Raw genomic sequence first — 22,644 nt, 5'->3', positions numbered from 1 at the left:
CCCCGCCTCCGCCGCCGGCCCCCGAGCCGCAGCCCGAACCCCCGCCGCCGCCGCCCGCCCCTGCGGTGGTGGCCCCGGTGACGCCGCCCGCGCCCAAGGTCCAGGACGATGACCGCGAGGCCGAGATTGCGCTCGAGAAAAAGCGCAAGGCCGAACAGCTGAAGAAGGAAAAGGCCGAGCAGGAAGCGCGCGAGCAGCGGGAGAAGGAACGGGAAAAGCAACACCAGGAAAAGCTGGCGAAGGAAAAGGCCGAGAAGCTGGAAAAGGCACACCAGGAGAAGCTGGAAAAGCAAAAGGCCGAGAAGGCGGAGAAGGAACGCCAGGAAAAGCTGGAGCAGGAAAAGAAAGAGAAGGCTGCCAAGGAAAAGGCGGAAAAGGCCGCGCGCGAAAAGGCGGAAAAGGAAAAGGCCGAAAAGGCTGAAAAGGAAAAGGCAGCCAGGGAGAAAGCCGAGAAGGAAAAGGCCGAAGCGGCCAGGAAGGCCGCCGAAGACAAGCGCAAGAAGGAGCAGGCCGCCAAGGAGGCGAAGGAAGCCAAGGAAGCCGAGGCCCGCCGCCAGGAGAACATACGCCGCATGCAGGGCATGGCCGGCAGCGGCGGCTCCGATGCCAGCGGCACCGGCGGCAGCCGCAGCGGCGGAGCGGGCAGCAGCGCCAGCGGCGGTCCGTCGGCCGGCTACGCGGCCAAGGTGGCGGCGCGCGTCAAGCCCAACATCGTCTATCCGGACGCCATCAGCGGCAATCCGCGCGCCGAGGTGCGCGTGCGCACCGCACCCGACGGCACCATCACCAGTGCCACGATCAGCAAGTCCAGCGGCAATGCCGCCTGGGACGAAGCCGTGGTGCGCGCCCTGCAAAAGACCGACAAGCTGCCGCGGGACATCGACGGCAAGGTGCCGTCCGACCTCGTCATCGGCTTCAGGCCGCAGGACTGACGCAGAGGCCCTCCCGTACTGTGCAAATCAAGCCCCGCCGGCCCGGCCTGCGGGGCTTTTTCATGCCTTGAGCAAACCGCGCAGCCCCCGGCTGCACTCCTGCCGCGCTACCCGGCAATGCACATATAGGCGCCCAGCACCAGCAGGCTCAGCATCAGCACACGCTTGAAGAGCGGGGGCGACAGGCGCTCGCGCAGCCGCGCGCCCCATGCCATGCCGGCCAGTGCGGGCAGCAGCATCAGGGCAGAGACCAGCACGGCCTGGCCCCAGGCAAAGCCGCCGGCCCGGGGGACGGCAGGCGCAGCCCCTGCCATGCCCAGCCCCAGCGCCACGGTGGAAACCGTAAAGCTCAGACCCATGGCCTGCATCAAGGCCTGGCGCGGGAGATTCAGCGCCTGCAGAAAGGCCACGGCAGGCACGACGAAAACACCGGTCAGCGCGGCAATGCCGCCGGTTGCCAGGCCGCACGCCAGCCCCAGCCATGCCTGGTGCCTGACCGGGATTGCGGCACTGCGGCCCCACAGGCCCCAGGCCGCATAAGCCACCAGCGCCAGACCCAGCGCCATGCGCGCCACGGGCAAGGCACCCACGGGGCCCCAGCACCCCATGCCGCCCAGCGTGCCCAGCACAATGCCGGCCTGCATGGGCCACAGCCGGCGCAGCACCGGCATGAGCGCAGCCACGGGGCGCATCTGCACCACATTGGTCACCAGGGAAGGCAGCAGCAGCCAGGCCGCCGCCTGCCCTGCGGGCATCAGCAAGGCCAGCAATGCCATGGATACCGTGGGCAGGCCCAGCCCGACCACGCCCTTGACCACGCCCGCCAGCGCGAACACGGCCAGCGCCGCCACGAAAACCCATTCCTGCTCTGCCATCTGTTCCTCCTATAGCTGCCATCCATCGCTGCCATGCATCAGGAAAATCCAAACTATTTTTTATCCTTCATTGCCTGGCACATCGATACAGCGCAATACTGTCCGGCGTTACAAGCATCCACAAGCGGGAAATTTCAAACCAAGGCTTTGGAAATTCCTGAATGTCACCCTATGGGCCTGCGCTTCGACCTCACCGACCTGCAGCTGTTCGTCCACATCCTGGACAGCGGCACCATGACCGCGGCCGCCGCGCTGTCGCACATCACGCTGGCTTCGGCCAGCGAGCGCGTGCGCGGCATGGAAAGCCAGCTGGGCTGTGCGCTGCTCACGCGCCAGGCACGCGGCGTGCAGCCCACGGCGGCCGGCCATACGCTGGGCCAGCATGCGCGCCAGGTACTGCGGCAGATGCAGAGCCTGCGCGGCGCCATGGGCGACTTCGGCTCGGGGCTGGCCGCACAGGTGCGCCTGCGCGGCAACACTTCGGCCATACGCGAGCACCTGCCTCTGGCCATCAGCGGTTTTCTGCAGCAGCACCCGCAGCTCGCGCTGGAGCTGCAGGAATGCCCCAGCGCCGAGGTTCTGGACGGCCTGCGCCAGGGCCTGTGCGACCTGGGCGTGGCCGCCTGGGATGCCGACGAGCCGCCGCTGCTGTCCGGCCTCGAATGCAGCATGTGGCGCACCGACCAGCTGGTGGCCGTGCTGGCGGCCGGCCATCCGCTGGCCACGCATGCCAGCCTGGCGCTGGCCGATCTCGTCCATGAAAACTGGGTGGGCCTGCCGCGCGATTCGGCATTGCAGCAATTGCTGCTGAAGCAGGCCCTGCGACTGGAAAAGGCCGCTGCCGCAGGCAGGCCTGATTTCATGGGCAGCGCGCTGCGCATGCGTGTGCAGCTGCCCCATCCCGAAGGCCTGTGCCAGCTGGTGGGGCAAAGCGTCGGCATCTGCGTGCTGCCCGCCGCCGCGGTACGGCGCCACGCCGCGGCCACCGGAGTCGTGGCCGTGCCGCTCAGCGATGCCTGGGCCCGGCGCCAGCTGTGGCTGTGCACGGCCAGGGGCGCTTCCCTCTCTAGCCCGGCAGGCCAGCTGCTGGCCCATCTGCGCCGGCAGGCTGACTAGCGGCCCGGACCTTCACAGGCCGGGCCGGACACGGGGTGTCAGGAGATCGTCTCCTGCTCCTTGCCATGCACCTTGGCAAAGGTCAGGATCACTTCGCGCACGATCTTGCGCTGGGGCGCGGGCAGTTGAAGAAAGGCATCGAAGGCCTCGCGCTCCAGATAGCCCACGCCTTCAGTCCAGCGCTGGCGGTGCTCCTGCACCGAATTGCGCACGGCCTCGCCAAAGCGCAGCACCTCGGGTTCGATTTTCAGCAGGCTGGCCAGCACGACCAGCTTGTCCTGTGCGGGTACGGCCTCGCCCTTGAGCCAGCGCGATACCGCCTGAAAGGTGACGGACCTTCCCCAGTAGTGGGTGTTGAACAGATTGAGCAATACGCCAGGCCGCGGCTCCAAGCCAGCGGCAACCATGGCGTCGCGCAGCCGCTGGGCAAATTCGAGCTTGTTGTCCATTCCTGGAAATTAAATTCCTGTGGAATGAAAGTTAAACTTTGTGTTTTATCATTCATTGAATTATCGGTTGAATCCATCCCACAACCGTCGTACAGCGGGAGGCTGGCACGGCGGTCAGCTGCGCAATGCCCCCATCCCTGCTCGAACAATTGCCCGAAATCATCGCCGCAGGTCGCAAGCAGGCCGCGCACATCCTCCGGAACCTGGAGGCGTACGGCGGGACCGTGCTCCAGACACGTGAAATGGTCATGCCGGCCAATGGCGTTGCAGCGGGCGCGACCCAGGACCTGGAGACCGGCTGGACGGGCCGGCTGATCCATGGCGACAACCTCGCAGCCATGGCTGCGCTGCTGGCGGGCGATGAGCAAATGCCCAGCCTGCGCGGCAAGCTGGACCTGATCTATATCGATCCGCCATTCGACAGCCGCAGCGACTACCACATGAAGGTGGCCCTACCGGACCCGATGCGGCCTGCGCGCACCACGCAGATCAGGCGGCAGGCCTACTCGGACATCTGGCGCGGCGGTACCGCCTCCTATCTGGCCATGCTCGTGCCCCGCCTCATCCTGATGCGGGAACTGCTGGCCGATACCGGTTCGATCTACGTGCATCTGGACTGGCATGCGGGCCACTATGTCAAGGTGATCCTGGACGACATCATGGGCCGGCAGAACCTGCGCAACGAGATCGTCTGGTGCTACCACGGCCCCGGCTCTCCCAGGATGCGCCAGTTCAACCGCAAGCACGACCATATCTACTGGTATTCCAAGTCCGACGCCTGGACCTTCAACGCCGATGATGTCCGCATGCCGCTCTCCGGCCCGCTGGGCGGCGGCTGGGCAGGAATCGACAGGGCGGCGCTTGCGCAGCGCGGCAAGATCCCCGAGGACTGGTGGGAGATGGCCGTGGCGGCCCGCTTGCGCGTCGACGGTATCCGCCGGACCGGCTATGCCACCGAAAAGCCCAATGCGCTGCTGGAGCGGATCATCCAAGCATCCTCCGGGCCCGGCGCCCTGGTGGCGGACTTCTTCGGCGGCTCGGGTGCATTTGCGTACAACGCCGAAAGACTGTCACGCAACTGGATCAGTGTCGACATCGGCGCCGCCGCATGCCTGACCGCGCGCAAGCGCCTGGCAGGACATGGCGCCAGGCCATTTCTTTACCAGACGGTCCGCAGCCATCCAGCGCCCACGGACCAGTCTTCTTCCGGCACTAGCGGCCACCGCCTGCCGCAGGCTGCATCGCGGCAGCACCTGCTGCTCCATCCCGTCGAGCGGCGCATCAACAGCGGGCAGGAAACGCTGCAGGTGCGCCTGAAGAACTATGTGCTGCCTTCGCCCCAGGCCAACGAACTCGACGCCGATGACCGCAGCAGATTGCATGCCGTGGCGGATGCGGACCCTCTGGCCCTGATCGAATACTGGGCCGTGGACCCCGACTATGACGGCAATGTGTTCTGCTCGACATGGCAGAGCCATCGCAGCGGGCCTGCACATGCAGGCCAAGCGCTGCGTGTGAGCACCCTGGCCGTACTGCGCCTGCCCCGAAAGCACGGCCCGCGCCAGGTGTGCATACGGGCCGTGGATGTGCTGGGCTTGGAGACCGAGGTGGTGCTGCGCGCCGAGGCGTCGGCCTGAGCTTTCGCTAGCCATCCGGGCCGGCATGGCCGGGCCCGGATGGCTAGCGAAGCTTCAGAAGGTTTCCCAATCGCCTTCGTCGTTGCGGGAAGAGCCTGCCGACGCAGCGACCGAAGTAGCAGCCACCGCGGCGGAAGCCAGTGCCGGAGCACGCTTGGGGGCTGCAGGGCGTGCCGTGGCGGCAACGGCGCCCCCCGGCTTGGCCGCAACGGGCTTGGATACCGCGGACTGCGCTGCAGTTACCGGTTGCGCCTTGGCCGGCGTGCCCTCGGGCCGGCGCCGCGCCCCCCCGGTGCTGCCGGTGTCGCCGGGCAGGCGAAAGCGCGAAACGGCTTCCTGCAGGCGGCGGGTCTGCGCTTCCTGCGAACCGGCGGCCGCAGCCGCCTCTTCCACCAGCGCCGCGTTCTGCTGCGTGTTCTGGTCCATCTGGGTCACGGCCTGGTTGACCTGGGCAATGCCCGAGGCCTGTTCCTGGGAGGCGGCCGAGATCTCGCCCATGATGTCGGTCACGCGCTGCACCGAAGCGACGATCTGCTGCATGAGCTCGCCCGCGTGCGCCACCTGGGCCGAGCCCGCGTCCACTTTGGTCACGGAGTCTTCGATCAGGCCCTTGATCTCTTTGGCCGCCGTGGCCGAGCGCTGGGCCAGCGCCCGCACTTCGGAGGCCACCACGGCAAAGCCCTTGCCCTGTTCGCCGGCACGCGCCGCTTCCACGGCGGCGTTGAGCGCCAGGATATTCGTCTGGAAGGCGATGCTGTCGATGACGGTGACGATTTCCGCCATGCGCCTGGAGCTGTCGGCCAGCGCGCCGATGGTGGTCACCGCCTCGGTGCCGGCCTGGCCGCCGCGCACGGCCACCTCCAGGCTGCTGGCGGCCAGCTGGTTGGCCTGGCGCGCGTTGTCGGCGTTCTGGCGCACGGTGGAGGACAGCTGCTCCATGCTGGCCGCCGTTTCCTGCAGGGCCGAGGCCTGCTGCTCGGTACGGCTGCTCAGGTTGGAGTTGCCCAGGGCGATCTCCTGCGCGGCCACGCCGATCTCGTTCACGCCTTGGCGCACTTCGGTCACCATGCCGCTCAGGCTGTCCTGCATGCGCTGCAGCGAGGCCATGAGGCGGCCGATCTCGTGGTGGGCCTGGGGGATGCGTCCGGTCAGGTCGCCCCGGGCCACGGTTTCCAGCACGGTGTTGGCTTCGTCGATGGGGCGCAGCACCTGGTTGCGGATGAACAGCCAGCAGCCCACGGCCAGCACCAGGCCCAGCACCATCAGCGCCGTGCTGCCGGCCATGGCCTGGGCTTCCGAAGCGCGCGCCTCGGCGATCAGGGCCTGCGAACGCTGGTCCGCGGCTTCCAGATAGGTGCGGATGGCTGCCGTCAGGCCTTGCAGCGCATTGCGCCGCTCGGCGCGCATGGCCGAGCCGTAGTAGCCTTCCTCGTTGCCGCTGCGCAAGGCCTGGGCGCTGCGCTGGGCCATGTCCTTGTACACCTCGAAGGCCTTGGCCACGGCGCGCGCGCGCTCCTGCTCGTCGGGCCGGGCCTTGCCCTCGGTTTCGGCCAGGAAGGCCTGGGCCTGCTTGCCGGCATTGGCCAGGGCTTTTTCCGCATCGCCCACGGCTTCCTCCAGCGCGGCCTTGTCGCCGCGCAGCAGCTCGCGGTAGCCCGTGGAGAACTCCAGCCGGTTTTCCACGATATGGATCTGCAGCTGCTTGATGGCCATCAGCCGGCCATGGAAAAAATCGTACTGCGCCTGGGTGCCGGTGGCGCCCTTGACGGTGCTGTGCAGGCCTTCGCCAATGGCCACGGCCAGGGCCAGCAGCATCAGGACCAGCACGAGGATCAAGCCCCTGCGGATACTCAGATATCGGAACATCGAAAAACTCCCGTTGTGAACGACCACTTTCGCCCCCCGCCATGGTGCGGCGGGCAAAGTGCCGGGACGATTGTGCTGGCCGCAGCCCGAGGCCATCGGCCGAAAAACAGGCCTAAATCCGCCCAGCCCCGGCGACCGCAGAGTCCGTTTCACGCCCCCCATGCCACGCAATGGCAAACGGTTTGCGGGACAATACGGCCCATCATGACCCTCAAAGCCCCTGAACTGCTGCTGCCTGCCGGCTCGCTCGACAAGATGCGCGCCGCCTATGACTTCGGCGCCGACGCCATCTACGCCGGCCAGCCGCGCTACTCGCTGCGCGCGCGCAACAACGAATTCCGCCTGGAGCAGATCGCCCAGGGCATTCAGGAAGCCCATGCCCGGGGCAAGAAGTTCTTCGTCACCAGCAACCTGATCGCCCACAACGACAAGGTGCGCACCTATATCCGCGACATCGAGCCCGTGATGGCGCTCAAGCCCGACGCGCTGATCATGGCCGACCCCGGCCTGATGATGATGGTCAAGGAAAAGTGGCCCGAGGCCGAACTGCACCTGTCGGTGCAGGCCAACACCACGAACTGGGCCACGGTGAAGTTCTGGCAGAAGGCCGGCGTCTCGCGCATCATCCTCTCGCGCGAGCTGAGCTTGGACGAGATCGAGAAGATCCGCCAGGAATGCCCGGACATGGAGATCGAGGTCTTCGTGCACGGCGCGCTGTGCATCGCCTACTCGGGCCGCTGCCTGCTGTCGGGCTACTTCAACCGCCGCGACCCCAACCAGGGCACGTGCACCAATGCCTGCCGCTGGGAATACAAGACGCACGATGCGGCCGTGGACCCCAACACCGGCGAGGCCCTGGCCCAGACCATGGAAAACGGCTTCAGCTTCGAGAAGGCCCGCGAGGAGGCCGACTCGCAGTTCAGCACCTGCGGCAACGGCGAGCGCCACCCCAAGGCCGACCAGGTCTACCTGATCGAGGAAATGGGCCGCCCCGGCGAGCTCATGCCCATCATGGAAGACGAGCACGGCACCTACATCATGAACTCCAAGGACCTGCGCGCCGTGGAGCATGTGGAGCGCCTGGTGAAGATCGGCGTGGACTCGCTCAAGATTGAGGGCCGCACCAAGAGCCTGTACTACGTGGCCCGCACGGCCCAGGTCTACCGCCGCGCCATCGACGATGCCGTGGCCGGCCGCCCGTTCAACCCCGAGTTGATCACCGAGCTCGAAGGCCTGGCCAACCGCGGCTACACCGGCGGCCTGCTGGAGCGCCGCCCCTCGCAGGACTACCAGAACTACGAGACCGGCCACAGTGTGCTGCAGCGCAGCCACTTCGTGGGCGAGGTGCGCGGCTGGGCCGACGGTCTGGCCGAGATCGAGACCAAGAACCGCTTCCAGGTAGGCGACACGCTGGAGATCATCCATCCCCGGGGCAACCGCAAGGTGCTGCTGGAGAAGATGTTCAACCTCGAAGGCGAGCCCGTGCAGGTCGCCCAGGGCAACCCCGTGCGCGTGCGCATCCCGCTCGAAGGCCCGGTGGACGGCGCGCTGATTTCGCGCCTGCTGTAGGCTCGCGCGCGCCCACCGTCCGGCGCTGCCCCATGACGCCCCGCATGCAGGGGCGTCACTCTTTTTTCCATAGCTGCCTGCGCTTGCAATGCCTTGATGCAAGGTGTTTTTTGCATTGAAACCTATGCAAATCCTGCGCTGGCAGCTCCTGATTCCAGAGAACCCCGACCATGGACATCCGAATTGACGAAGGCCTGAAGGCCTATATCGACCCGCTCACCCCCGACGAACACGAGGCGCTGGAGCGCAGCATTCTGGCCGAAGGCTGCCGCGATGCCCTGGTGCTGTGGGGCGACCTGCTCATCGACGGCCACAACCGCTACGGCATCTGCATCAAGCACGGCCTGCCCTTCAACACCGTGCAGGCCACGCAGTTCAAGAACATGGACGACGTGCACCTGTGGATGATCGACCAGCACCTGGGCCGCCGCAGCGTCTCGGACTTCCAGCGCGGCGTGCTGGCGCTGCGCAAGCGCGAGATCATTGCCGCGCGCCGCGCCGAAGCCGCCGCCGCCGTGCAGGCCGCCAAGGCAGAAGCCGCAGAGGCGGCCAACGGCGAGGAAGCGCCCTGGGAAGGCGACACGGACCCCGTGGTCGCCAAGGCCCTGGCCAGCGTGGCCAAGGTGCCTGACGAGGCGCTGGACACGCGCGAAGCCCTGGCCCGTGCCGCGCGCCTGTCGGCCGGCCAGGTCAAGATGATCGAGACCATCCAGGAAAAGGCCGCACCCGAAGTGGTGGCCGCCGTCAAGGCGGGCGAACTCTCGCTCAACGCAGCCGCCGTGGTCGCCACCCTGCCCGTGGAGGAACAGCAGGCCGTGGCCGCCGAAGGCGCCGAAGGTCTCAAGCAGGCCGCCAAGCGCGTGCGCGATGCCAGGAAAAAGCCCAAGGCGGCCAAGGAAACCGAGGCCGGCGACGAACAGGCCGCGGCCCCTGCCGCCTCGCCAGAGGAACTGCAGGCCCGCGTGGCCGAACTCGAAGCCGAGAACGAGCGCCTGCGCCAGCAGGTCAAGGCGCTGCAGGATCTGCTGGCCGAGCAGCAGTAAGCCGCCGCCGGCCCTGCCGCGCGGGCGGTGCGCCGGCCGTGCTCAGGGCTTGAGCCAGTGGAGCAGCTCGGGCACCAGCAGCGCCTCGTTCAGGGCCTCGTCGCTTTGCGAGACAAAGGCCTTCAGGTTCCGGATGGGCAGAAAACCCGTGTTGCCGAACTCCTCGCCCAGCCGTTCGATGAAGGCGAACTCGCCGGGCTGGTTGGAGATGCCGAGGAACATCACATAGACCTCGTAGGCCTCGCGCTGGGCCTGGGCCAGCACCTTGCGCGTCTGGGCCTGGTCGCTGTTTTCACCGTCGGTGATGAAGAACACCACCGAGCGCTTGCGCGGCCCCTGCGCCTCGGCCGCAGGCGCGCTGCGGGCGCCGAAGAGGCGCTGCAGAAAGCCGGTCCGGCCTTCCTCAGCGGCCCAGCCAAAGCTCTGGAAGATCTTCTGCAGCACATAGGAATAGTCCGTGCCCCGCGCCCAGCCCGGCACCTTGCCGATGATCTGCCGGCGCACGAAGTTCTCGTAGTTGGTGGCGGTCAGCGCCCCCACATGGTGGGCATGGCGGGGGCCATCCGAGAAGGTGAACACATCGAGCTTGCGGTCGGGATCGAAAGCCAGTCCCCAGGGCGCCAGGCGCAGCAGCAGGTCGTTGGTCACGCCCTGCTCGTGCTCATCCTCGAACGAGCCCGAAACGTCCAGGGCGATGGCGACGTCGATCACCGGCGGCTGGACGATGCCTTTCTTTTCCAGCGACAGCTTGAGCGCAGTGGTCGACTTGGCGAGATTGAGTTGGATCATGAGGGAAGTTTCCGTTCGATAAAGGCCTTGAATTCAGCGACCACATCGGCCAGCAGCAGGCGCTGCGTCTCGCTGAGCCGCGGCCCCCATGGCGCCAGCTGAGCCAGCACGGCGGGCAGCCTGACCAGCACGCCTTCCTGCACCATGGCCGTCAGTGCCTGCAGATGGTCCTGGTCGAGCTGCAGCAGCTGCAGCTGCTCCAGGGCCAGCGCCTGCGAAGCCAGGATGGCCGCGGCCCTGGCGCTCAAGGTGGTGTGGATGTCGTCGCCCGTGCGCTCCAGCAGCCAGGCGGCCGCCATGTCCAGCGCCTGCAATTGCCGGTGGGCCGCCCCGGTCTGCAGCGCCAGCTCGGCCAGCAGCGCCTGGTGCGACTGGAGCTGGGGCAAGGCCTGCTGCAGGCGTGTCTCCGCCAGCCGCACCTCGGGCGCCGCCTCGCTCCATATCCTGGCCGGTGTACGCCGGAACACGCCGCCCTGCAAGGCCTCCAGCAGATCGCTCATGCGCGCGTGCAGCTGGCGCAGCAACAGCGGCACCTGGCGCAGCAACGGCTCCTCGGCCAGTTGCAGGCGCTGCCTGACCAGCTGCGCCAGGCGCTGCTGCTGCGGCTCGCCAAAGCGCATCCAGTCCGGGGCCCCGGCCGTGGGCAGCGGCGCCGCACCGATCTGCTGCTGCGCCAGCTGCACGGCCTGCGGCTGTGCGTCGGGAAACAGCTGCAGCAGCTCTTCGGCCGCGGCCGCAAACGGTCGTTGCTGCACGCCGGCCAGCACGGACGGCTTGAGGACCGGGCGCCGATGCCCGGCCGCCTCGGCCTGCGCAGCCCCGGGCAGAGCCAGCCGTGTCGGTGCCGGGCGCGAGCTCAGGGACTGAGGCCCGGGCTGTGGCGGGCACTGCGGCGCGGCGGGCGGCACCGATGGCGCAGCGCCGATGCTGATGCGCGTGGGACCGGGCTGCGCCGGGGTGTTGCCGTCCGCGCCTCGGACGATGGAGGGCGCGCGTTTCATCGCCGCAGCGCTCAGGAAAATTGCGCCAGCACGTCGTTGAAGTCGCCGACAAAGCCCACGCCCACGGGCGAGAAGGCCGGGCCGCTGCCGTCGATGATGATGGAACCCATCTGCACGCCCGAAAAATCGGCGAAGTGATCGCTCAGGCTGACCATCAGCAGCTGTTCGCGGTCCTCGTTCTCCACGACGACATGCGCATTCTTCACGTGACGGAACACCGGCTTGCCGGGGCCGTGGATCATGGCCACGAGCACGACTTCGATATAGCCGGTGGCCGGCAGGCGCAGCCTGGACGGAAACACGCGGATCCACTCGTCGTCGTCATCGCTGAGCTGGCCGTCGGTGGCATCGGGGCTGTGCACCAGCGCGCCGCCATGGACGGAAAAGGTCTTGTCGGCCGCCAGCGGCAGGTAGCCTTCCTGCTGGCCGCGCACCGTGCGCTGCACGTTGTAGACGGACAGAATGTCCTCGAACTCCGAGATCCGGGCGCCCTCGCCCCGGTTGACCGCCACCAGCGCATGCAGGTCCAGGTCCGATGGGCAATCCCAGGCCAGGCGCACGAAAAAGGATTCGTTCTTCTTGAGATTCAGCGTGAGCTTTCTGGGCGCATCCGAAGGTTTGGCGAGATTCACCGACAAGGACATGAAGCACTCCGTCTAATCGTGGGGAAAGTATGGGAAAACAGGCAGCCGGGCCGGCGGCTGGCCGCGGCCCTGCGCCATGGTTCGGAATTCAGGCGCGGCGCGCCTGGGCGCTGGCCAGCACGGTCTGGCCCAGCGCCAGCATTTCCTGGCGCGAGGCGGCCATCAGCTCGCGCGCCTGCGCGAATTTCTGCTGGTTGGCAATGCGGGCCTGGCCGGCGATCTCCATCAGCTCGCGCGTGCCTGCCACCACGGACTGGATCTGCTGGGCCTGGCTCTGGCGGTTGTCGCCGGGCGCACGGGCCGCGGTGCCGGCCACCTGCTGCATCAGCTTGCCGCGCATGCGGCTGAGGTTCTCGTCGAGGTCCTTGCCCTTCTGGCTGAGCTGCTGCGTCTCCAGCACGCGGTAGGCGCTGTACAGGCCCAGCAGGCTGGACTTGATGGAGGCAAAGCGCACCGAAGCCGTGGTCGCCAGCTCCTGCAGCGTGCTCAGGCCCGAGTCCTGGATCTGCGCCAGCACCAGCTGGTCCGCGGGCAGGCGCGTCATGCAGCCTTCGACGGCCAGCGCACGCGACTCCAGCGCCTGCAGCTTCTGCGTGGCCTGCATGCGCAGCAGATGGTCCTGCTCCATCGCCGGCTCCAGCGCCTGCACCTGCTGGCGGGCGTACAGGTGGGCGTTGTACAGGAACAGCGCCTCGACCGCGAACAGCTTGCGAAAGCGGTGGTATTCCTGCAGCACGCTGTCCAGGCCGTGCATGTCCGATTCGAGCCTGCGCATCTCGCCGCTGAGTTCACGCTCGAGCTTGTTGACCTCGTCGGACAGGCGCTTGGTCTTGAACGAGACCAGCTGCGCGGTCTCTGCCAGCGCCTTGCTGATGGCGCTGCGCATGGCCTGGGCACTGAGCAGCCCGGCAAGGCGCGTCATCAGCGAGGGTTTCTCGCCGCTGAGGATGCGGTCGGCCAGCTGGTCCAGCTTCTCGGATTCGACGGCCGCGCTGAGCCGGTCCAGCAGGCCGAACACCACGGGCGCCTTGTGCTTGTCGACTTCGGCCAGGAAGCGGTCGAAGACCTGGTTGAGCGTCAGTTCGGCCTCGAAGCCCAGCTTGGCAATCTCCGCGGGGGCCAGCGCCATCAGCTCGAAGTTCTGCACACGGCCCAGCACGGCTGCCATTTCGGCGGCTGGCAGCGCGGTCGGGAAATTCTGGGGAATCTGCAATGCGCCAGGCGGCTGGGCCGCCTGGATGGCAGTGCCGGCAGGCTGGGCGGAAGGCTGTGTCACATCACTCATTTGTTATGAATGTTCCTGCCCGCAGGCAGAACGCTTTGGTGAAGAGAGCAGCCATTCTAGATGCCTACTTTGCGCAGGCAGCGCACCCGGAGCCGGGCGGGATAAAGCCTTACAAAAGGATGCAGGCCTCGGGGGAATCAGACCTCGGCCGTGAAGCCGATCTGCTTGACGATGGGCCCCCACTTGGCCAGGTCCTCCCTGACCAGAGCGGCCAGCTCCGCCGGGCTCGACGACATGGCCTCCAGGCCGAACACGCCCAGGCTGTCGACCACATCGGCGCTGGCCAGGGCCTGGCGCATCTGGGCGTTGAGCCTCTCCACCAGCTCCGACTTGGCCTTGGCGGGCAGGAAGAAGCCGAACCATTCGCTGTGGGCCATGTTCCTGTAGCCCTGCTCGGTGAACGTCGGTACCTTGGGCATGAAGCGGCTGCGCTTGGCGCCGCTCACGCCCAGCACGCGGAGCTTGCCGCTGGCCACATGCTGCATGGCATCGCCGACCGGGCAGCTCACCGCCGCGACATTGCCGCCCATCATGTCCATCAGCGCGGGCTGCGAGCCGCGATAGCCCACATGCTTGAACTCCACGCCGGCCTGGTGCCCCAGCAAGGCACCAATGAAATGCGGCGTGGAGCCCGCAGCGGGCGATCCGAAGCTGCCGCCGTTGGGATTGGCCTTGACCCAGGCGAAGAACTCGGGCACGGTGGTCACGCTGGCCGGCACCATGGGGCCGACCGCGAAACCGAAGTCGAAGATGCAGCCCACGGTGACGGGCGTGAGGTCGGCCACCGGGTCGTAGCCCAGCTTCTTGTAGATGTGCGGGTAGATCGTCAGCATGGAAGTCGGCGTCTGCAGCATCACCGAGCCGTCGGCCGGGCGGCCCTTGACGTAGTTGATGGCGATCTGCCCGCCCGCGCCCGTGCGGTTTTCCACCACCACGGCCTTGGCATAGCCGCCGAGCTTGGTGCCCACACGGCGGCAGATGGCGTCCGACGTGCCGCCCGCAGCGAAGCCGGTGATGATGTTCAAATTCTCGAGCTGGGCCTGGGCCTGGGCCTGCATGGCTATGCCGGACAGCAGCGCACCCGCGCTGCCGGCACCTGCGGCCTGCAGCCATTGGCGGCGGTTGAAGTTCATGGTTGTCTCCTTGGTGTTTTGGGTGAATGCAGGGTCAGCCAGGCGAGGACTGTCACTTCTTGTCGCGCAGCCAGGTGACGGCGCCCGAGTGGGTGACCGCGCCCTGGTGGGCGGGGCGCACGGTCAGCGCATATTTCTCCAGCAGGCCGCCCAGCGGCCGCTGCTGCGCACGGGCGGCCCTGGCGGCCTCCAGCCGCGTCGCAAGGGTTTCGGGCGCCAGCTCCACCGTGATGCTGCGCGCGCCGGCCCTGGCATCGATGGCGATGATGTCGCCGTCCTGCAGCGCGGCAATCGGCCCGTTGTCGGCCGCCTCCGGGCCCGCATAGCCTATGCACAGGCCGCGCGTGGCGCCCGAGAAGCGCCCGTCGGTGAGCAGGGCCACCTTGTCGCCCATGCCCTGGCCGTAGAGCAAGGCCGTGATGCCCAGCATCTCGCGCATGCCGGGGCTGCCCCGGGGCCCTTCGTTGCGGATCACCAGCACATCGCCAGGCGCATAGGCCATGGCCTGCACGGCGTCCTGGGCTTGCTCTTCCGATTCGAACACGCGCGCCGGCCCGCGGTGCACCAGGGTATGCAGCCCCGCGGTCTTGAGCAGGGCACCGTCCGGGCACAGATTGCCCTTGAGCACCGTGAGCCCGCCGTCGGGCGAGATCGGATGGCCGGCCTTGCGCACCACTTCGCCGTCGGGCTCGGCGGCATCGGCCACTTCCTGGGCCAGCGTGCGGCCCGTGAAGGTCAGCGCGTCGCCGTGCAGCAGGCCCTGCTCCAGCAGGGCGCGCAGGATGACGGCCGCGCCTCCGATGTAGTACACGTCGCGCGCCAGGTAGCGGCCGCCGGGCTTGAGGTCGGCGATCAGCGGCGTGCGCGCGAAGATCTCGGCCACGTCGTCGAGATGAAAGCGTATGCCGGCCTCGTGTGCGATCGCAGGCAGGTGCAGGGCCGCATTCGTGGAGCCGCCCGTGGCGCAGACCACCGCGCAGGCGTTTTCCAGGGCCTTGCGCGTGACGATGTCGCGCGGCAGCACGGCCTCGCCCCGGGCGCCGGCCCAGACCATGTCCATGAGCTGGCGGCCCGCGCGGCGCATCAGCGGCGCGCGTTCGCTGAACACGGCCGGCACCATGCTGGAGCCGATCGGCGCCAGGCCCAGGGCCTCGCTCACCATGCCCATGGTGTTGGCCGTGAACTGCCCGGCGCAGGCCCCGGCCGAGGGCAGGCAGGCGCGCGTGACGGTGTCCAGTTCCTGCAGCGTGGAGGTGCCGGCCAGCACCTTGCCTATGGTTTCGTAGGTGTCGACCACGTTGAGGTCGCGCCCCGAGGCGCTGCCCGGCATCTGCCCGGGCAGCGCCGAGCCGCCGTGCACGAAGACGCTGGGCACATTGCAGCGCACCATGGCCATCATCAGCCCCGGCAGGTTCTTGTCGCAGGCGCCCACGGCAAAGATGCCGTCCCACTGGTGGCCGCGCACCGAGGCCTCCACGCTGTCGGCGATCAGCTCGCGCGAGATCAGCGAAAAGCGCATGCCCGAGTGCGCCATGGTCAGGCCGTCGCTGACCGAGACCACGGGGCACTCGTGGGGCATGCCGCCGCCCGCGTAGATGCCGGTCTTGGCATGCTGGGCCTGCTCACGCAGGTTCATGTTGCAGGGGCTCATCTCCCCGCCGGTATGGAACACGCCCACATGCGGGCGCGCGATCTCCTCGTCGTCCTGGCCCAGCGCATGCAGAAAGCTGCGCGCGCTGGCGCGGAGCGTGCCGCGGTGCACCGTGGCGGAGCGAAACGCAGGGACGGCACCGGATGGCGTACCGGAACCGGAAGAGGCCTGCGTGCTGCCAGGGGTAGCGCGGGAGTCGGAAGATCGGGAATCGTTCATGAAAGGCAGGCGCGGCGGCAAGGCGAGGGACAAGGCGGAACAAACCGGGAATGCGGGAAAGTGCCGGATGCGGCGCAGCTTGTGCAGGCATGTGCCCACGCAAGCCGCGCCGCAATGTTTATGAAAAATAACCTTCCGGCCTGCTGCTGGATATTGGCGTTTTACCTTGCCACCCTCTGCCAGCCACGGCACGAGGCGATCGCTTCCGGCCTCCAGCAGGCTGCGCGCGCATTCGGGATAATTTCGCCTTGTTGCAAAAAAAACATAATTTCACCCGTGCACCCCTCCCCGTCTACGCGCCAGCTGGGCGCCCTCGCCTGCGCCTTGTACTGCGGCGCAGCCCTTGCCTCCGAGCTTCCCGAGGTCACTGTTGCAGGCATTGCCTCCGACGCGCAGCTCAGTGTGCTGGACCCTCGGTTGCTGCAGGAACAGCCCGATGCCAGCCTGCAGGACATTCTGCTGCGCCAGCCAGGCATTGCCCTGGATTCCGACGGCAAGCTGAGCCTGCGCGGCATGGGCTCGGGCATGACCCAGGTACTGCTGGACGGGCGGCCGCTGGGCACTTTCAACGGCGGTGGGGCTAGCCTGGAGGACGTGCCGGCCGCGCTGATCGAAAGCGTGGAAATCGTGCGCGGCGCCTCGGCCGAGGACAGTGGCGCGGGCATCGCAGGCACCATACGCGTCCACCTGCGCCGTGCCGGAGGCACGCCCGAGCGCAGCGTGCGGGCGCGGCTGGGCTTTTCCCCGCAGGGACAGTTCGAGCGCAGCACGGCCCTTGCGCTGGGTGGACAGGGCGACATGCTGGACTGGCAATTCAACGCCCAGGTACTGGACAAGTCCCAGCGCATCCGCAAGCACAACACCACTTCGAACAGCTCAAGGCAATGGGACGACTGGTTCCAGGACGTCATCACGGTGGATCGCCTCAGCGAAGAACGCACGACGCTGCTGACGCGCACCCGCCAGACTTCGCTGGCCGGCGAGGTCGCGCTGCACCCCACGTCGCAGGACCGTATTGCGCTGCAGTGGATGGGCGAATACCTCACGCTGCACCAGGACAGCGCCACCACCACTGCCCGGCCCTACTTTGTCCGGGAGTACAGCGAACTCGGCTGGATGCAGCTTCCTGCGGTCATCCGCAGCAGCAGCAACCGCGAATCGCCCCATTGGACGATACGCCCCACGCTGCGCTGGGAGCACGCAACAGCCGATGGCGGCCAGGTGCAGGCCGAAGCCGGCATGCTGCAGTCGCGCAACCACAGCAGCTATGCCTATCAGGGGGCGAGCGACAGCTATGCATGGGGCGGCCAGGAAAGCACCCTGGAGCATCAGCGCGAGGTCCACGGCGCCCTGCGCTGGAAACAGCCGCTGGGTCATGGCATGCGCCTGACGCTCGGCACCCAGCTGCGCAACGAACGCATGCGCGAAACCATTACCGAAGACGGGGACACCGATACCAGCTCCGTCATGCGCCGCGCTGCGGCGGCCTTTGCGCAATGGAACTGGCAGCCGGGCGCAGCCTGTGACCTGGAGGCCGGCCTGCGCCGCGAGCGCAACCAGATCCGCTTTCCTGCGGACGCCGGCATGCCGCATCGCAATGACGACTTCTGGCTGCCCTCGCTCAATCTTCGCTACCGCCCCAACGACCTGCAGCAATGGCATGCCGGGCTGGCTCGCACCTACCGCTCGCCCAGGCTCAGCCTGCTGCTGCCGCGCATCAACAGCGGCCATGAAGGCAGCATCGGCGACCCCGACATCGCCGGCAACCCCAGGCTGCGCAGCGAGCTGGCCACCGGCCTGGAACTGGGGTTCAGCCAGCAGCTGCAGCGCAACGGGCGCAACACCGGCGAATGGAGTGCCAATGTCTTTGCCCGCTCCATCGCCAACAGTCTCACGAACGAACTGGACACCTACCGGAACGAGGAAGGCGATACCCGCTGGCTGCTGACGGCAGTCAACCGGCAGCGCACCGAGGTGCTGGGGCTGGAACTGGCTGCCCGCCATGACCTGGCCCAGCTGCCGGTCAGCCTGAACGCACACCTGACCCTGGCCCGTTCCCGCGTGAGCGGCCAGACCGCACCGGCGCGGCTGCAGGGCCAGTCCCCTGCCGTGCTGGACTGGGGCTTCAGCGTACGCCACCCAGGCGGCAGTCTGCTGCCGGACACCTGGAACGTTCTCATGCGCCATGAAGCAGGCTACAGCACCCGCGCCAACGCAGGCCTGATCATGGACATCAAGCCCCTGTCCACATTGAACCTGCAAGCCCTGTGGAAGCTGGAGCCGACCGTGCGGCTGCGTGCCCAGCTGGCGCAGCTGGGCAATGACTGGAAGGCCGATGCCCGCAGCACCGTGGACGGCACCCGCATACGGATGCGAAGCCAGCGCCCCTTGAGTGTGGCGCTGATGCTGGAAAAGGACATCTGACCATGCGCCGGCGGCTCTGGCAGGCCAGCACACTCATGGCCTTGGCCCTGCTGCCGGGCTCTCCTTATCTGGCGGCCAAAGAGCCTGCTGCTGACATCCGGGCCGCACAACAGTCGCTGGAACAGGGCAAGGGCATGGCCGGGCTGGCCCTGCTGGCCGCCGTGCTGCCGGATCTGCAGGCGCAGTGGCGACAACATCCCACCCCCGACCATGCACGGGCCTATGCCCGGGCACTCGCCCTGAAAGCCCGGCTGCATGAGCTGCTGGCCCAGACCGGCGAAGCCGCGCAAAGCCGCGACCGGGCCCACGAGATCGCCTTGCAGGCATTGGGCGGCCAGGATGCCGATGTGCAGGAGCTTTTGTCCGAGCGCATGTACGCGGCCATCAGCGCACAGGACTTCTCCAAGGCCCAGGCCCTGTCCCGGGAACTGGAAAGCAGCCTCCCCCGGCCGCTGAAGCAATGCAAAAGCGCCATCTGCCTGGAGCTGCGCTTTCAGCAGGCCAACCTGGCGGCCACCATGGGACATGCCCAGGAGGCACTGGACATTGCGCTGGAACTGGCTGCCATCCCCGAGGCATCGCCGGATCTTGCCGCCTGGAACGTCTACCACCTGGTCTATCTGACCGGTCAATTGCGCCAGGCCCGACAGATGCAGCACTGGTGCCAGCGCGCCGATGCAATGGCGCGCGACGACGCCCATGCCCGCAACGGTGCCCTGGCACGCGCCCAGGCGATGTGCCTGTCCGGCCACGGCGACGCCCAGACCTTCGAGCATTTGCTGCAGGCCGAGCTGCAGGCACACGGGGCGGGCAGCCAGGGCAGCTCCCACATGCTGAGCCTGCAGGCCGGCCGGTTGCTCGAGCACGGCGACTACGCGGCAGCGGCCCGGACCGCCGGCCAGGCCTGGGCCACAGGCCTGGCCCGTCAGGAGCCCTTCTGGCAGCAATGGGCAACCATCACCATCGCCCAGGCCATGGAGGGCAACAGGCGCATGCCCGAAGCCATCTTCTACGGCAAGCTGGCCTTGCGTTATCAACAGATCCTGCTTGCCCGCTCGGGCACCCTGCCGCCCGAGCAGCTCGATGCCATGCTCCGCAACAGTCGCGGCTTCTACGAAACCCTGGCCCGCTGGCTGCTGCAGCAGCAACGCTTTGCCGAAGCCGAGCAGGTACTTGCCCTGGCCCGGGAGCACGGCTACCACCGGCTGGTGCGCCAATACCGTCCAGCCCAGCAGGCCGTGGCGCTGACGCCGGACGAGCAGGCGCAGCTGCTGCGCCTAGCACCGTTGCAGCAGCGCCTGGAGAAAGCCTGGAGCGAACGCGAGAGCGATGCGTCTTCAGCCCTGTCGGACCTGCTGGACAGCCTGCAGCCCCTGCTGGCCAGCCGCCTGCCGCAGCGCCCGCACGGCGCAACGCCTCCCCTCTCGTTGCCGCCCGTGGCGCCGGGCAAGATCCAGGTGCTTTTCCTGCCCGCGCCACAGCAGCTGCATGTCGTGCTGCGCAGCGCCCAGGTACCGGACCGCTACCTGAGCCTGCCGGTGCGGCAGGACCAGCTTGTCCAGGACATTGCCCTGCTGCGCCGGCAACTGCAGCAGCCCCGGAGCCAGCCCCAGCCCCTGGCTCAGAAGCTGTATCGCCAGCTATGGCAGCCGCTGCTGGCCTATCTGCCCGCTGGCCAGCCGCTGGCGCCGCCGGGGCAGGCTCCCGAAGTCCAGCTGCATCCGGAAGGGCCGCTGCGCTATCTGCCTTTTGCAGCCCTGCACGACGGCAGCCACTGGCTGGGCGAGTCCTATGCGCTGCCGCTGGATACCGGACTGGCGCATGAGGCGGCCAAGCCTGCGTCAGCACGCGCCGGCTGGGCATTGCTCGGCGCTAGCAAGCCAGGCGGTGAACTGCCGGCCCTGCCGCAGGTGCGCGAAGAAATCGATGCGCTTGCCCGCATCGCGCAAAGCCGGGGCATCGCCTATGGCAAGGCGCTGGACGGGCAGTTCACCGCCGCGGCATTGCGCACCGCCCTGCAAAGCAGCAGCGTGGTCCATCTGGCCAGCCACTTTCGCCTGCAGCCCGGCGACGGCCAGGCTTCAGGCCTGTATCTGGGCGACGGCAGCCTGCTCACGCTTCGGGCGCTCGACGACCCCAGCTATCGCTTCGACGGACTGGATCTGCTCACGCTGTCCGCCTGCGAGACCGCCCTCCCTTCCGGCCCGCAAGAGGAAGGCCTGCCCGTCGACAGCCTGGCCTGGCTGGCCCAGGCCAAGGGAGCAAAGCATGTGCTGGCCAGCCTCTGGGCTGTCGCCGATGAAGCCACGCGCCGGTACATGGATGCGTTCTATTCCGCACTGGGCAGCGGCATGCCCCACGCCCAGGCCGTACGCAGCGCCCAGCTGAGCATGCTGGCGGCCGGCTTGCCCGCACCGGCCGGCGGCAGGCGCGGCCTGGCGGCATACTCCGCGTCGGCGGACCTCTCCTCCGCACCGGGCCATCCGTACTACTGGAGTGGCTTTGTGCTGCTGTCTGCGGCCCACTGAGCCGCGACGGAATGCCAGCGCAACTCGGCATGCCAGGCCCCGGCCGGCAGGCGCGCCAGGGCATCGTCCAGCCCCTGCCGGGCCTGCGCAGGCGCCGCCACGAAGAGCAGGGATTCGGGCTGCCTCTCGGCACTGTCTATGGTCAGGGCCTTGTGCCAGAGGGCAGGCCCTGACGGCGACGCGGCGGGCAGATGTGCGGCATCGCCGGCCCGTTCGGGATAAATGGCATGCCAGCGCCCCTTGTCACCGACATGGAAGATGCGCAGATAGACGGGCCGCAGCGATGCATTGCCCACCTGCAGCTCCAGCTTCGTGCCCACCGGCAAGCGCCCCAGGAAAGCGGATGGCCGGCCGGCATTTTCCAGCTCCATGCGCTGCACCGATCCTCCCGGCTGCTGCCATTGCAGCGCTATCCGCAGACCGACGGGCAACTGCGCCGGGCCCTGCGGCTCCCCGCTCCGTTCCCATGCAGGCAGGGCTGCGCGACTCCACAAGGGAGCCTGCAGGCTGCCTTCGAAAACCGGCGAAGGCCACAGCGATTGCGGAACCGGCACGATCCGGGCCAGCTGGCCATGCGTATCGAGCACCTGCCGGGCCAGCTCCGCATAGCGCCGCCCGGGCTCCGCCGCTGGCAGGGCTTGCAGGGCCTGCACCAGTGCATGGGTGAACACGCCATGGTGAAGCCCGTCAAGCAACCACTCCGGCGTCCGTTCCATGTCCTCGCAGGCATACAGCCCCACATAGCCCTGCATGCGCGGGCGAGCGCCGGGCAGCGTCGGGGGCAGAGCGTCTGCAGCAGGCCCGGGCAAGCGTGCGCCTGATGAGTGCATCTGGCGCAGGTCGGACACGCGCAGGCCGCGCCAGGTCACTCCGTCGCTTCCCGAGCGTGTTGCCGACGCGGCATAGCAGGCATCCATCACCACCAGCACATGGGCTCCCGCCGCGAGCCAGTCATCGATGGCGGCACCCAGTTCCGCATCGGCCACCGCGCCCCGCAGCGGCCAGGCGCTGCCGGCAGGCATGCGCTCGGCATCGGCGGCAAGAAGAAAGGTGCTTTTTCCATCCGCTTCGGCAACCGGCTTGGGCGGCCCCTTGGCGCGGACCGCATGGCCCGACCAGTACAGGACCACGGCATCGCCCTGGCCTACACGGTGCCCCATGTCCTTGAGCGCGGCCAGGATGCCCGCACGATCCGGCCGGCGTGCGCCCTGCAGCGGCTTCGCGTCCGGCATGCCGTCGTCGGCGGCCATGGCAATGTCGGCCGCGGCAACGCCGTGGGCCAGCAGCTGCTGGCGCATGGCCGTGACATCGTTGGCCGGCCCCCTGAGCCACAGGGAGCGGGGCTGCCTGGCCAGGGCGCTGACGCCCACCAGCAAGGCATGCCTGCGGCCCGCCTGGGCCCCGTGGCCCATGAAGCTGTGCAGCATCAGCGCGGCGGCACCCGTGCGCGATACCGCTTGCAGCCAGGATCTCCGTTGCATGT

17 protein-coding genes are annotated in these 22,644 nt (G+C 68.0%); 7 read left to right on the top strand and 10 right to left on the bottom strand.

The window, feature by feature from the left end; all coding sequences use genetic code 11:
* Positions 1-932 (top strand): cell envelope integrity protein TolA (gene tolA / locus Cte04_RS17575; protein ID WP_066481403.1); only part of this gene is annotated, 932 nt, incomplete at its 5' end.
* 107 nt (positions 933-1,039) lie between these two features.
* On the opposite strand, the gene Cte04_RS17570 is transcribed toward tolA, so the two are convergent.
* A complete protein-coding gene (locus Cte04_RS17570) occupies positions 1,040-1,807 on the bottom strand; it encodes a TSUP family transporter (protein ID WP_066481325.1) in 768 nt (255 codons plus the stop codon).
* Between the two features lie 177 nt (positions 1,808-1,984).
* Here Cte04_RS17570 and Cte04_RS17565 point away from each other — a divergent pair, with 177 nt between their 5' ends.
* Complete coding sequence (locus tag Cte04_RS17565) at positions 1,985-2,923, top strand: LysR substrate-binding domain-containing protein (protein ID WP_066481401.1); 939 nt, start codon at positions 1,985-1,987, stop codon at positions 2,921-2,923.
* 38 nt (positions 2,924-2,961) lie between these two features.
* On the opposite strand, the gene Cte04_RS17560 is transcribed toward Cte04_RS17565, so the two are convergent.
* Positions 2,962-3,372, bottom strand: a complete 411-nt coding sequence (locus tag Cte04_RS17560; RefSeq protein ID WP_066481324.1) for a transcriptional regulator — start codon at positions 3,370-3,372, stop codon at positions 2,962-2,964.
* 125 nt (positions 3,373-3,497) lie between these two features.
* On the opposite strand from Cte04_RS17560, the gene Cte04_RS17555 reads away from it, so the two are divergent.
* Entirely contained in the window at positions 3,498-5,009 is a 1,512-nt protein-coding gene (locus tag Cte04_RS17555; protein WP_083526723.1) for a DNA methyltransferase, read from the top strand.
* A 54-nt stretch (positions 5,010-5,063) separates the two neighbouring features.
* On the opposite strand, the gene Cte04_RS17550 is transcribed toward Cte04_RS17555, so the two are convergent.
* Positions 5,064-6,875: a methyl-accepting chemotaxis protein gene (locus Cte04_RS17550; protein ID WP_169798064.1), complete on the bottom strand. Its 1,812-nt coding sequence runs from the start codon at positions 6,873-6,875 to the stop codon at positions 5,064-5,066.
* 204 nt (positions 6,876-7,079) lie between these two features.
* Here Cte04_RS17550 and trhP point away from each other — a divergent pair, with 204 nt between their 5' ends.
* Both trhP and Cte04_RS17540 read left to right on the top strand, forming a co-directional pair.
* On the top strand, positions 7,080-8,444 hold the full coding sequence (gene trhP / locus Cte04_RS17545) for a prephenate-dependent tRNA uridine(34) hydroxylase TrhP (protein WP_066481300.1): 1,365 nt from the start codon (positions 7,080-7,082) through the stop codon (positions 8,442-8,444).
* 170 nt (positions 8,445-8,614) lie between these two features.
* A complete protein-coding gene (locus Cte04_RS17540; RefSeq protein ID WP_066481299.1) occupies positions 8,615-9,487 on the top strand; it encodes a plasmid replication/partition related protein in 873 nt (290 codons plus the stop codon).
* A 42-nt stretch (positions 9,488-9,529) separates the two neighbouring features.
* Here the strand turns inward: Cte04_RS17540 and Cte04_RS17535 are convergent, their stop codons facing one another.
* The 6 genes from Cte04_RS17535 to ilvD form a co-directional block, all read right to left on the bottom strand.
* Positions 9,530-10,276 (bottom strand): vWA domain-containing protein, encoded by a 747-nt coding sequence (locus tag Cte04_RS17535; protein ID WP_066481298.1) that lies wholly within the window; start codon positions 10,274-10,276, stop codon positions 9,530-9,532.
* Entirely contained in the window at positions 10,273-11,277 is a 1,005-nt protein-coding gene (locus Cte04_RS17530; RefSeq protein ID WP_066481297.1) for a hypothetical protein, read from the bottom strand. The genes Cte04_RS17535 and Cte04_RS17530 overlap by 4 nt, the downstream gene beginning before the upstream one ends.
* An 11-nt stretch (positions 11,278-11,288) precedes the next feature.
* A complete protein-coding gene (locus Cte04_RS17525) occupies positions 11,289-11,921 on the bottom strand; it encodes a TerD family protein (protein ID WP_066481296.1) in 633 nt (210 codons plus the stop codon).
* Between the two features lie 88 nt (positions 11,922-12,009).
* The gene (locus Cte04_RS22170) at positions 12,010-13,197 is read right to left on the bottom strand and encodes a hypothetical protein (RefSeq protein WP_217997588.1); all 1,188 of its coding nucleotides are present in this window, start codon (positions 13,195-13,197) and stop codon (positions 12,010-12,012) included.
* Between the two features lie 146 nt (positions 13,198-13,343).
* Positions 13,344-14,339 carry a Bug family tripartite tricarboxylate transporter substrate binding protein gene (locus Cte04_RS17515; protein ID WP_066481275.1) on the bottom strand — a complete coding sequence of 332 codons (996 nt, stop codon included), beginning with the start codon at positions 14,337-14,339 and terminating at the stop codon, positions 13,344-13,346.
* Positions 14,340-14,391: 52 nt separating this feature from the next.
* On the bottom strand, positions 14,392-16,209 hold the full coding sequence (gene ilvD, locus Cte04_RS17510; protein ID WP_066481394.1) for a dihydroxy-acid dehydratase: 1,818 nt from the start codon (positions 16,207-16,209) through the stop codon (positions 14,392-14,394).
* Positions 16,210-16,485: 276 nt separating this feature from the next.
* On the opposite strand from ilvD, the gene Cte04_RS17505 reads away from it, so the two are divergent.
* Positions 16,486-18,633, top strand: coding sequence for a TonB-dependent receptor plug domain-containing protein (locus tag Cte04_RS17505; RefSeq protein ID WP_169798063.1), 2,148 nt, complete (start codon positions 16,486-16,488; stop codon positions 18,631-18,633).
* Between the two features lie 2 nt (positions 18,634-18,635).
* A complete protein-coding gene (locus tag Cte04_RS17500) occupies positions 18,636-21,161 on the top strand; it encodes a CHAT domain-containing protein (RefSeq protein WP_066481268.1) in 2,526 nt (841 codons plus the stop codon).
* Here Cte04_RS17500 and Cte04_RS17495 read toward each other — a convergent pair.
* Complete coding sequence (locus Cte04_RS17495) at positions 21,122-22,642, bottom strand: caspase family protein (protein ID WP_066481260.1); 1,521 nt, start codon at positions 22,640-22,642, stop codon at positions 21,122-21,124. The two genes, Cte04_RS17500 and Cte04_RS17495, sit on opposite strands and share 40 nt — an antisense overlap.
* Between the last annotated feature and the right edge of the window lie 2 nt (positions 22,643-22,644).

It is taken from the genome of Comamonas terrae (assembly GCF_001544075.1).
In the GTDB taxonomy this organism is placed as follows: domain Bacteria; phylum Pseudomonadota; class Gammaproteobacteria; order Burkholderiales; family Burkholderiaceae_C; genus Comamonas; species Comamonas terrae.
The sequence above is the reverse complement of the archived record's forward strand: the minus strand, read 5'-3'. Positions and strand labels throughout refer to the sequence as shown.

Coding starts and splice junctions, on each gene's coding strand:
- Cte04_RS17570 (WP_066481325.1), bottom strand. CDS start 1,807: ATGGCAGAGCAGGAATGGGTTTTCGTGGCGGCGCTGGCCGTGTTCGCG.
- Cte04_RS17560 (WP_066481324.1), bottom strand. CDS start 3,372: ATGGACAACAAGCTCGAATTTGCCCAGCGGCTGCGCGACGCCATGGTT.
- Cte04_RS17555 (WP_083526723.1), top strand. CDS start 3,498: ATGCCCCCATCCCTGCTCGAACAATTGCCCGAAATCATCGCCGCAGGT.
- Cte04_RS17550 (WP_169798064.1), bottom strand. CDS start 6,875: ATGTTCCGATATCTGAGTATCCGCAGGGGCTTGATCCTCGTGCTGGTC.
- trhP (WP_066481300.1), top strand. CDS start 7,080: ATGACCCTCAAAGCCCCTGAACTGCTGCTGCCTGCCGGCTCGCTCGAC.
- Cte04_RS17540 (WP_066481299.1), top strand. CDS start 8,615: ATGGACATCCGAATTGACGAAGGCCTGAAGGCCTATATCGACCCGCTC.
- Cte04_RS17535 (WP_066481298.1), bottom strand. CDS start 10,276: ATGATCCAACTCAATCTCGCCAAGTCGACCACTGCGCTCAAGCTGTCG.
- Cte04_RS17530 (WP_066481297.1), bottom strand. CDS start 11,277: ATGAAACGCGCGCCCTCCATCGTCCGAGGCGCGGACGGCAACACCCCG.
- Cte04_RS17525 (WP_066481296.1), bottom strand. CDS start 11,921: ATGTCCTTGTCGGTGAATCTCGCCAAACCTTCGGATGCGCCCAGAAAG.
- Cte04_RS17515 (WP_066481275.1), bottom strand. CDS start 14,339: ATGAACTTCAACCGCCGCCAATGGCTGCAGGCCGCAGGTGCCGGCAGC.
- ilvD (WP_066481394.1), bottom strand. CDS start 16,209: ATGAACGATTCCCGATCTTCCGACTCCCGCGCTACCCCTGGCAGCACG.
- Cte04_RS17500 (WP_066481268.1), top strand. CDS start 18,636: ATGCGCCGGCGGCTCTGGCAGGCCAGCACACTCATGGCCTTGGCCCTG.
- Cte04_RS17495 (WP_066481260.1), bottom strand. CDS start 22,642: ATGCAACGGAGATCCTGGCTGCAAGCGGTATCGCGCACGGGTGCCGCC.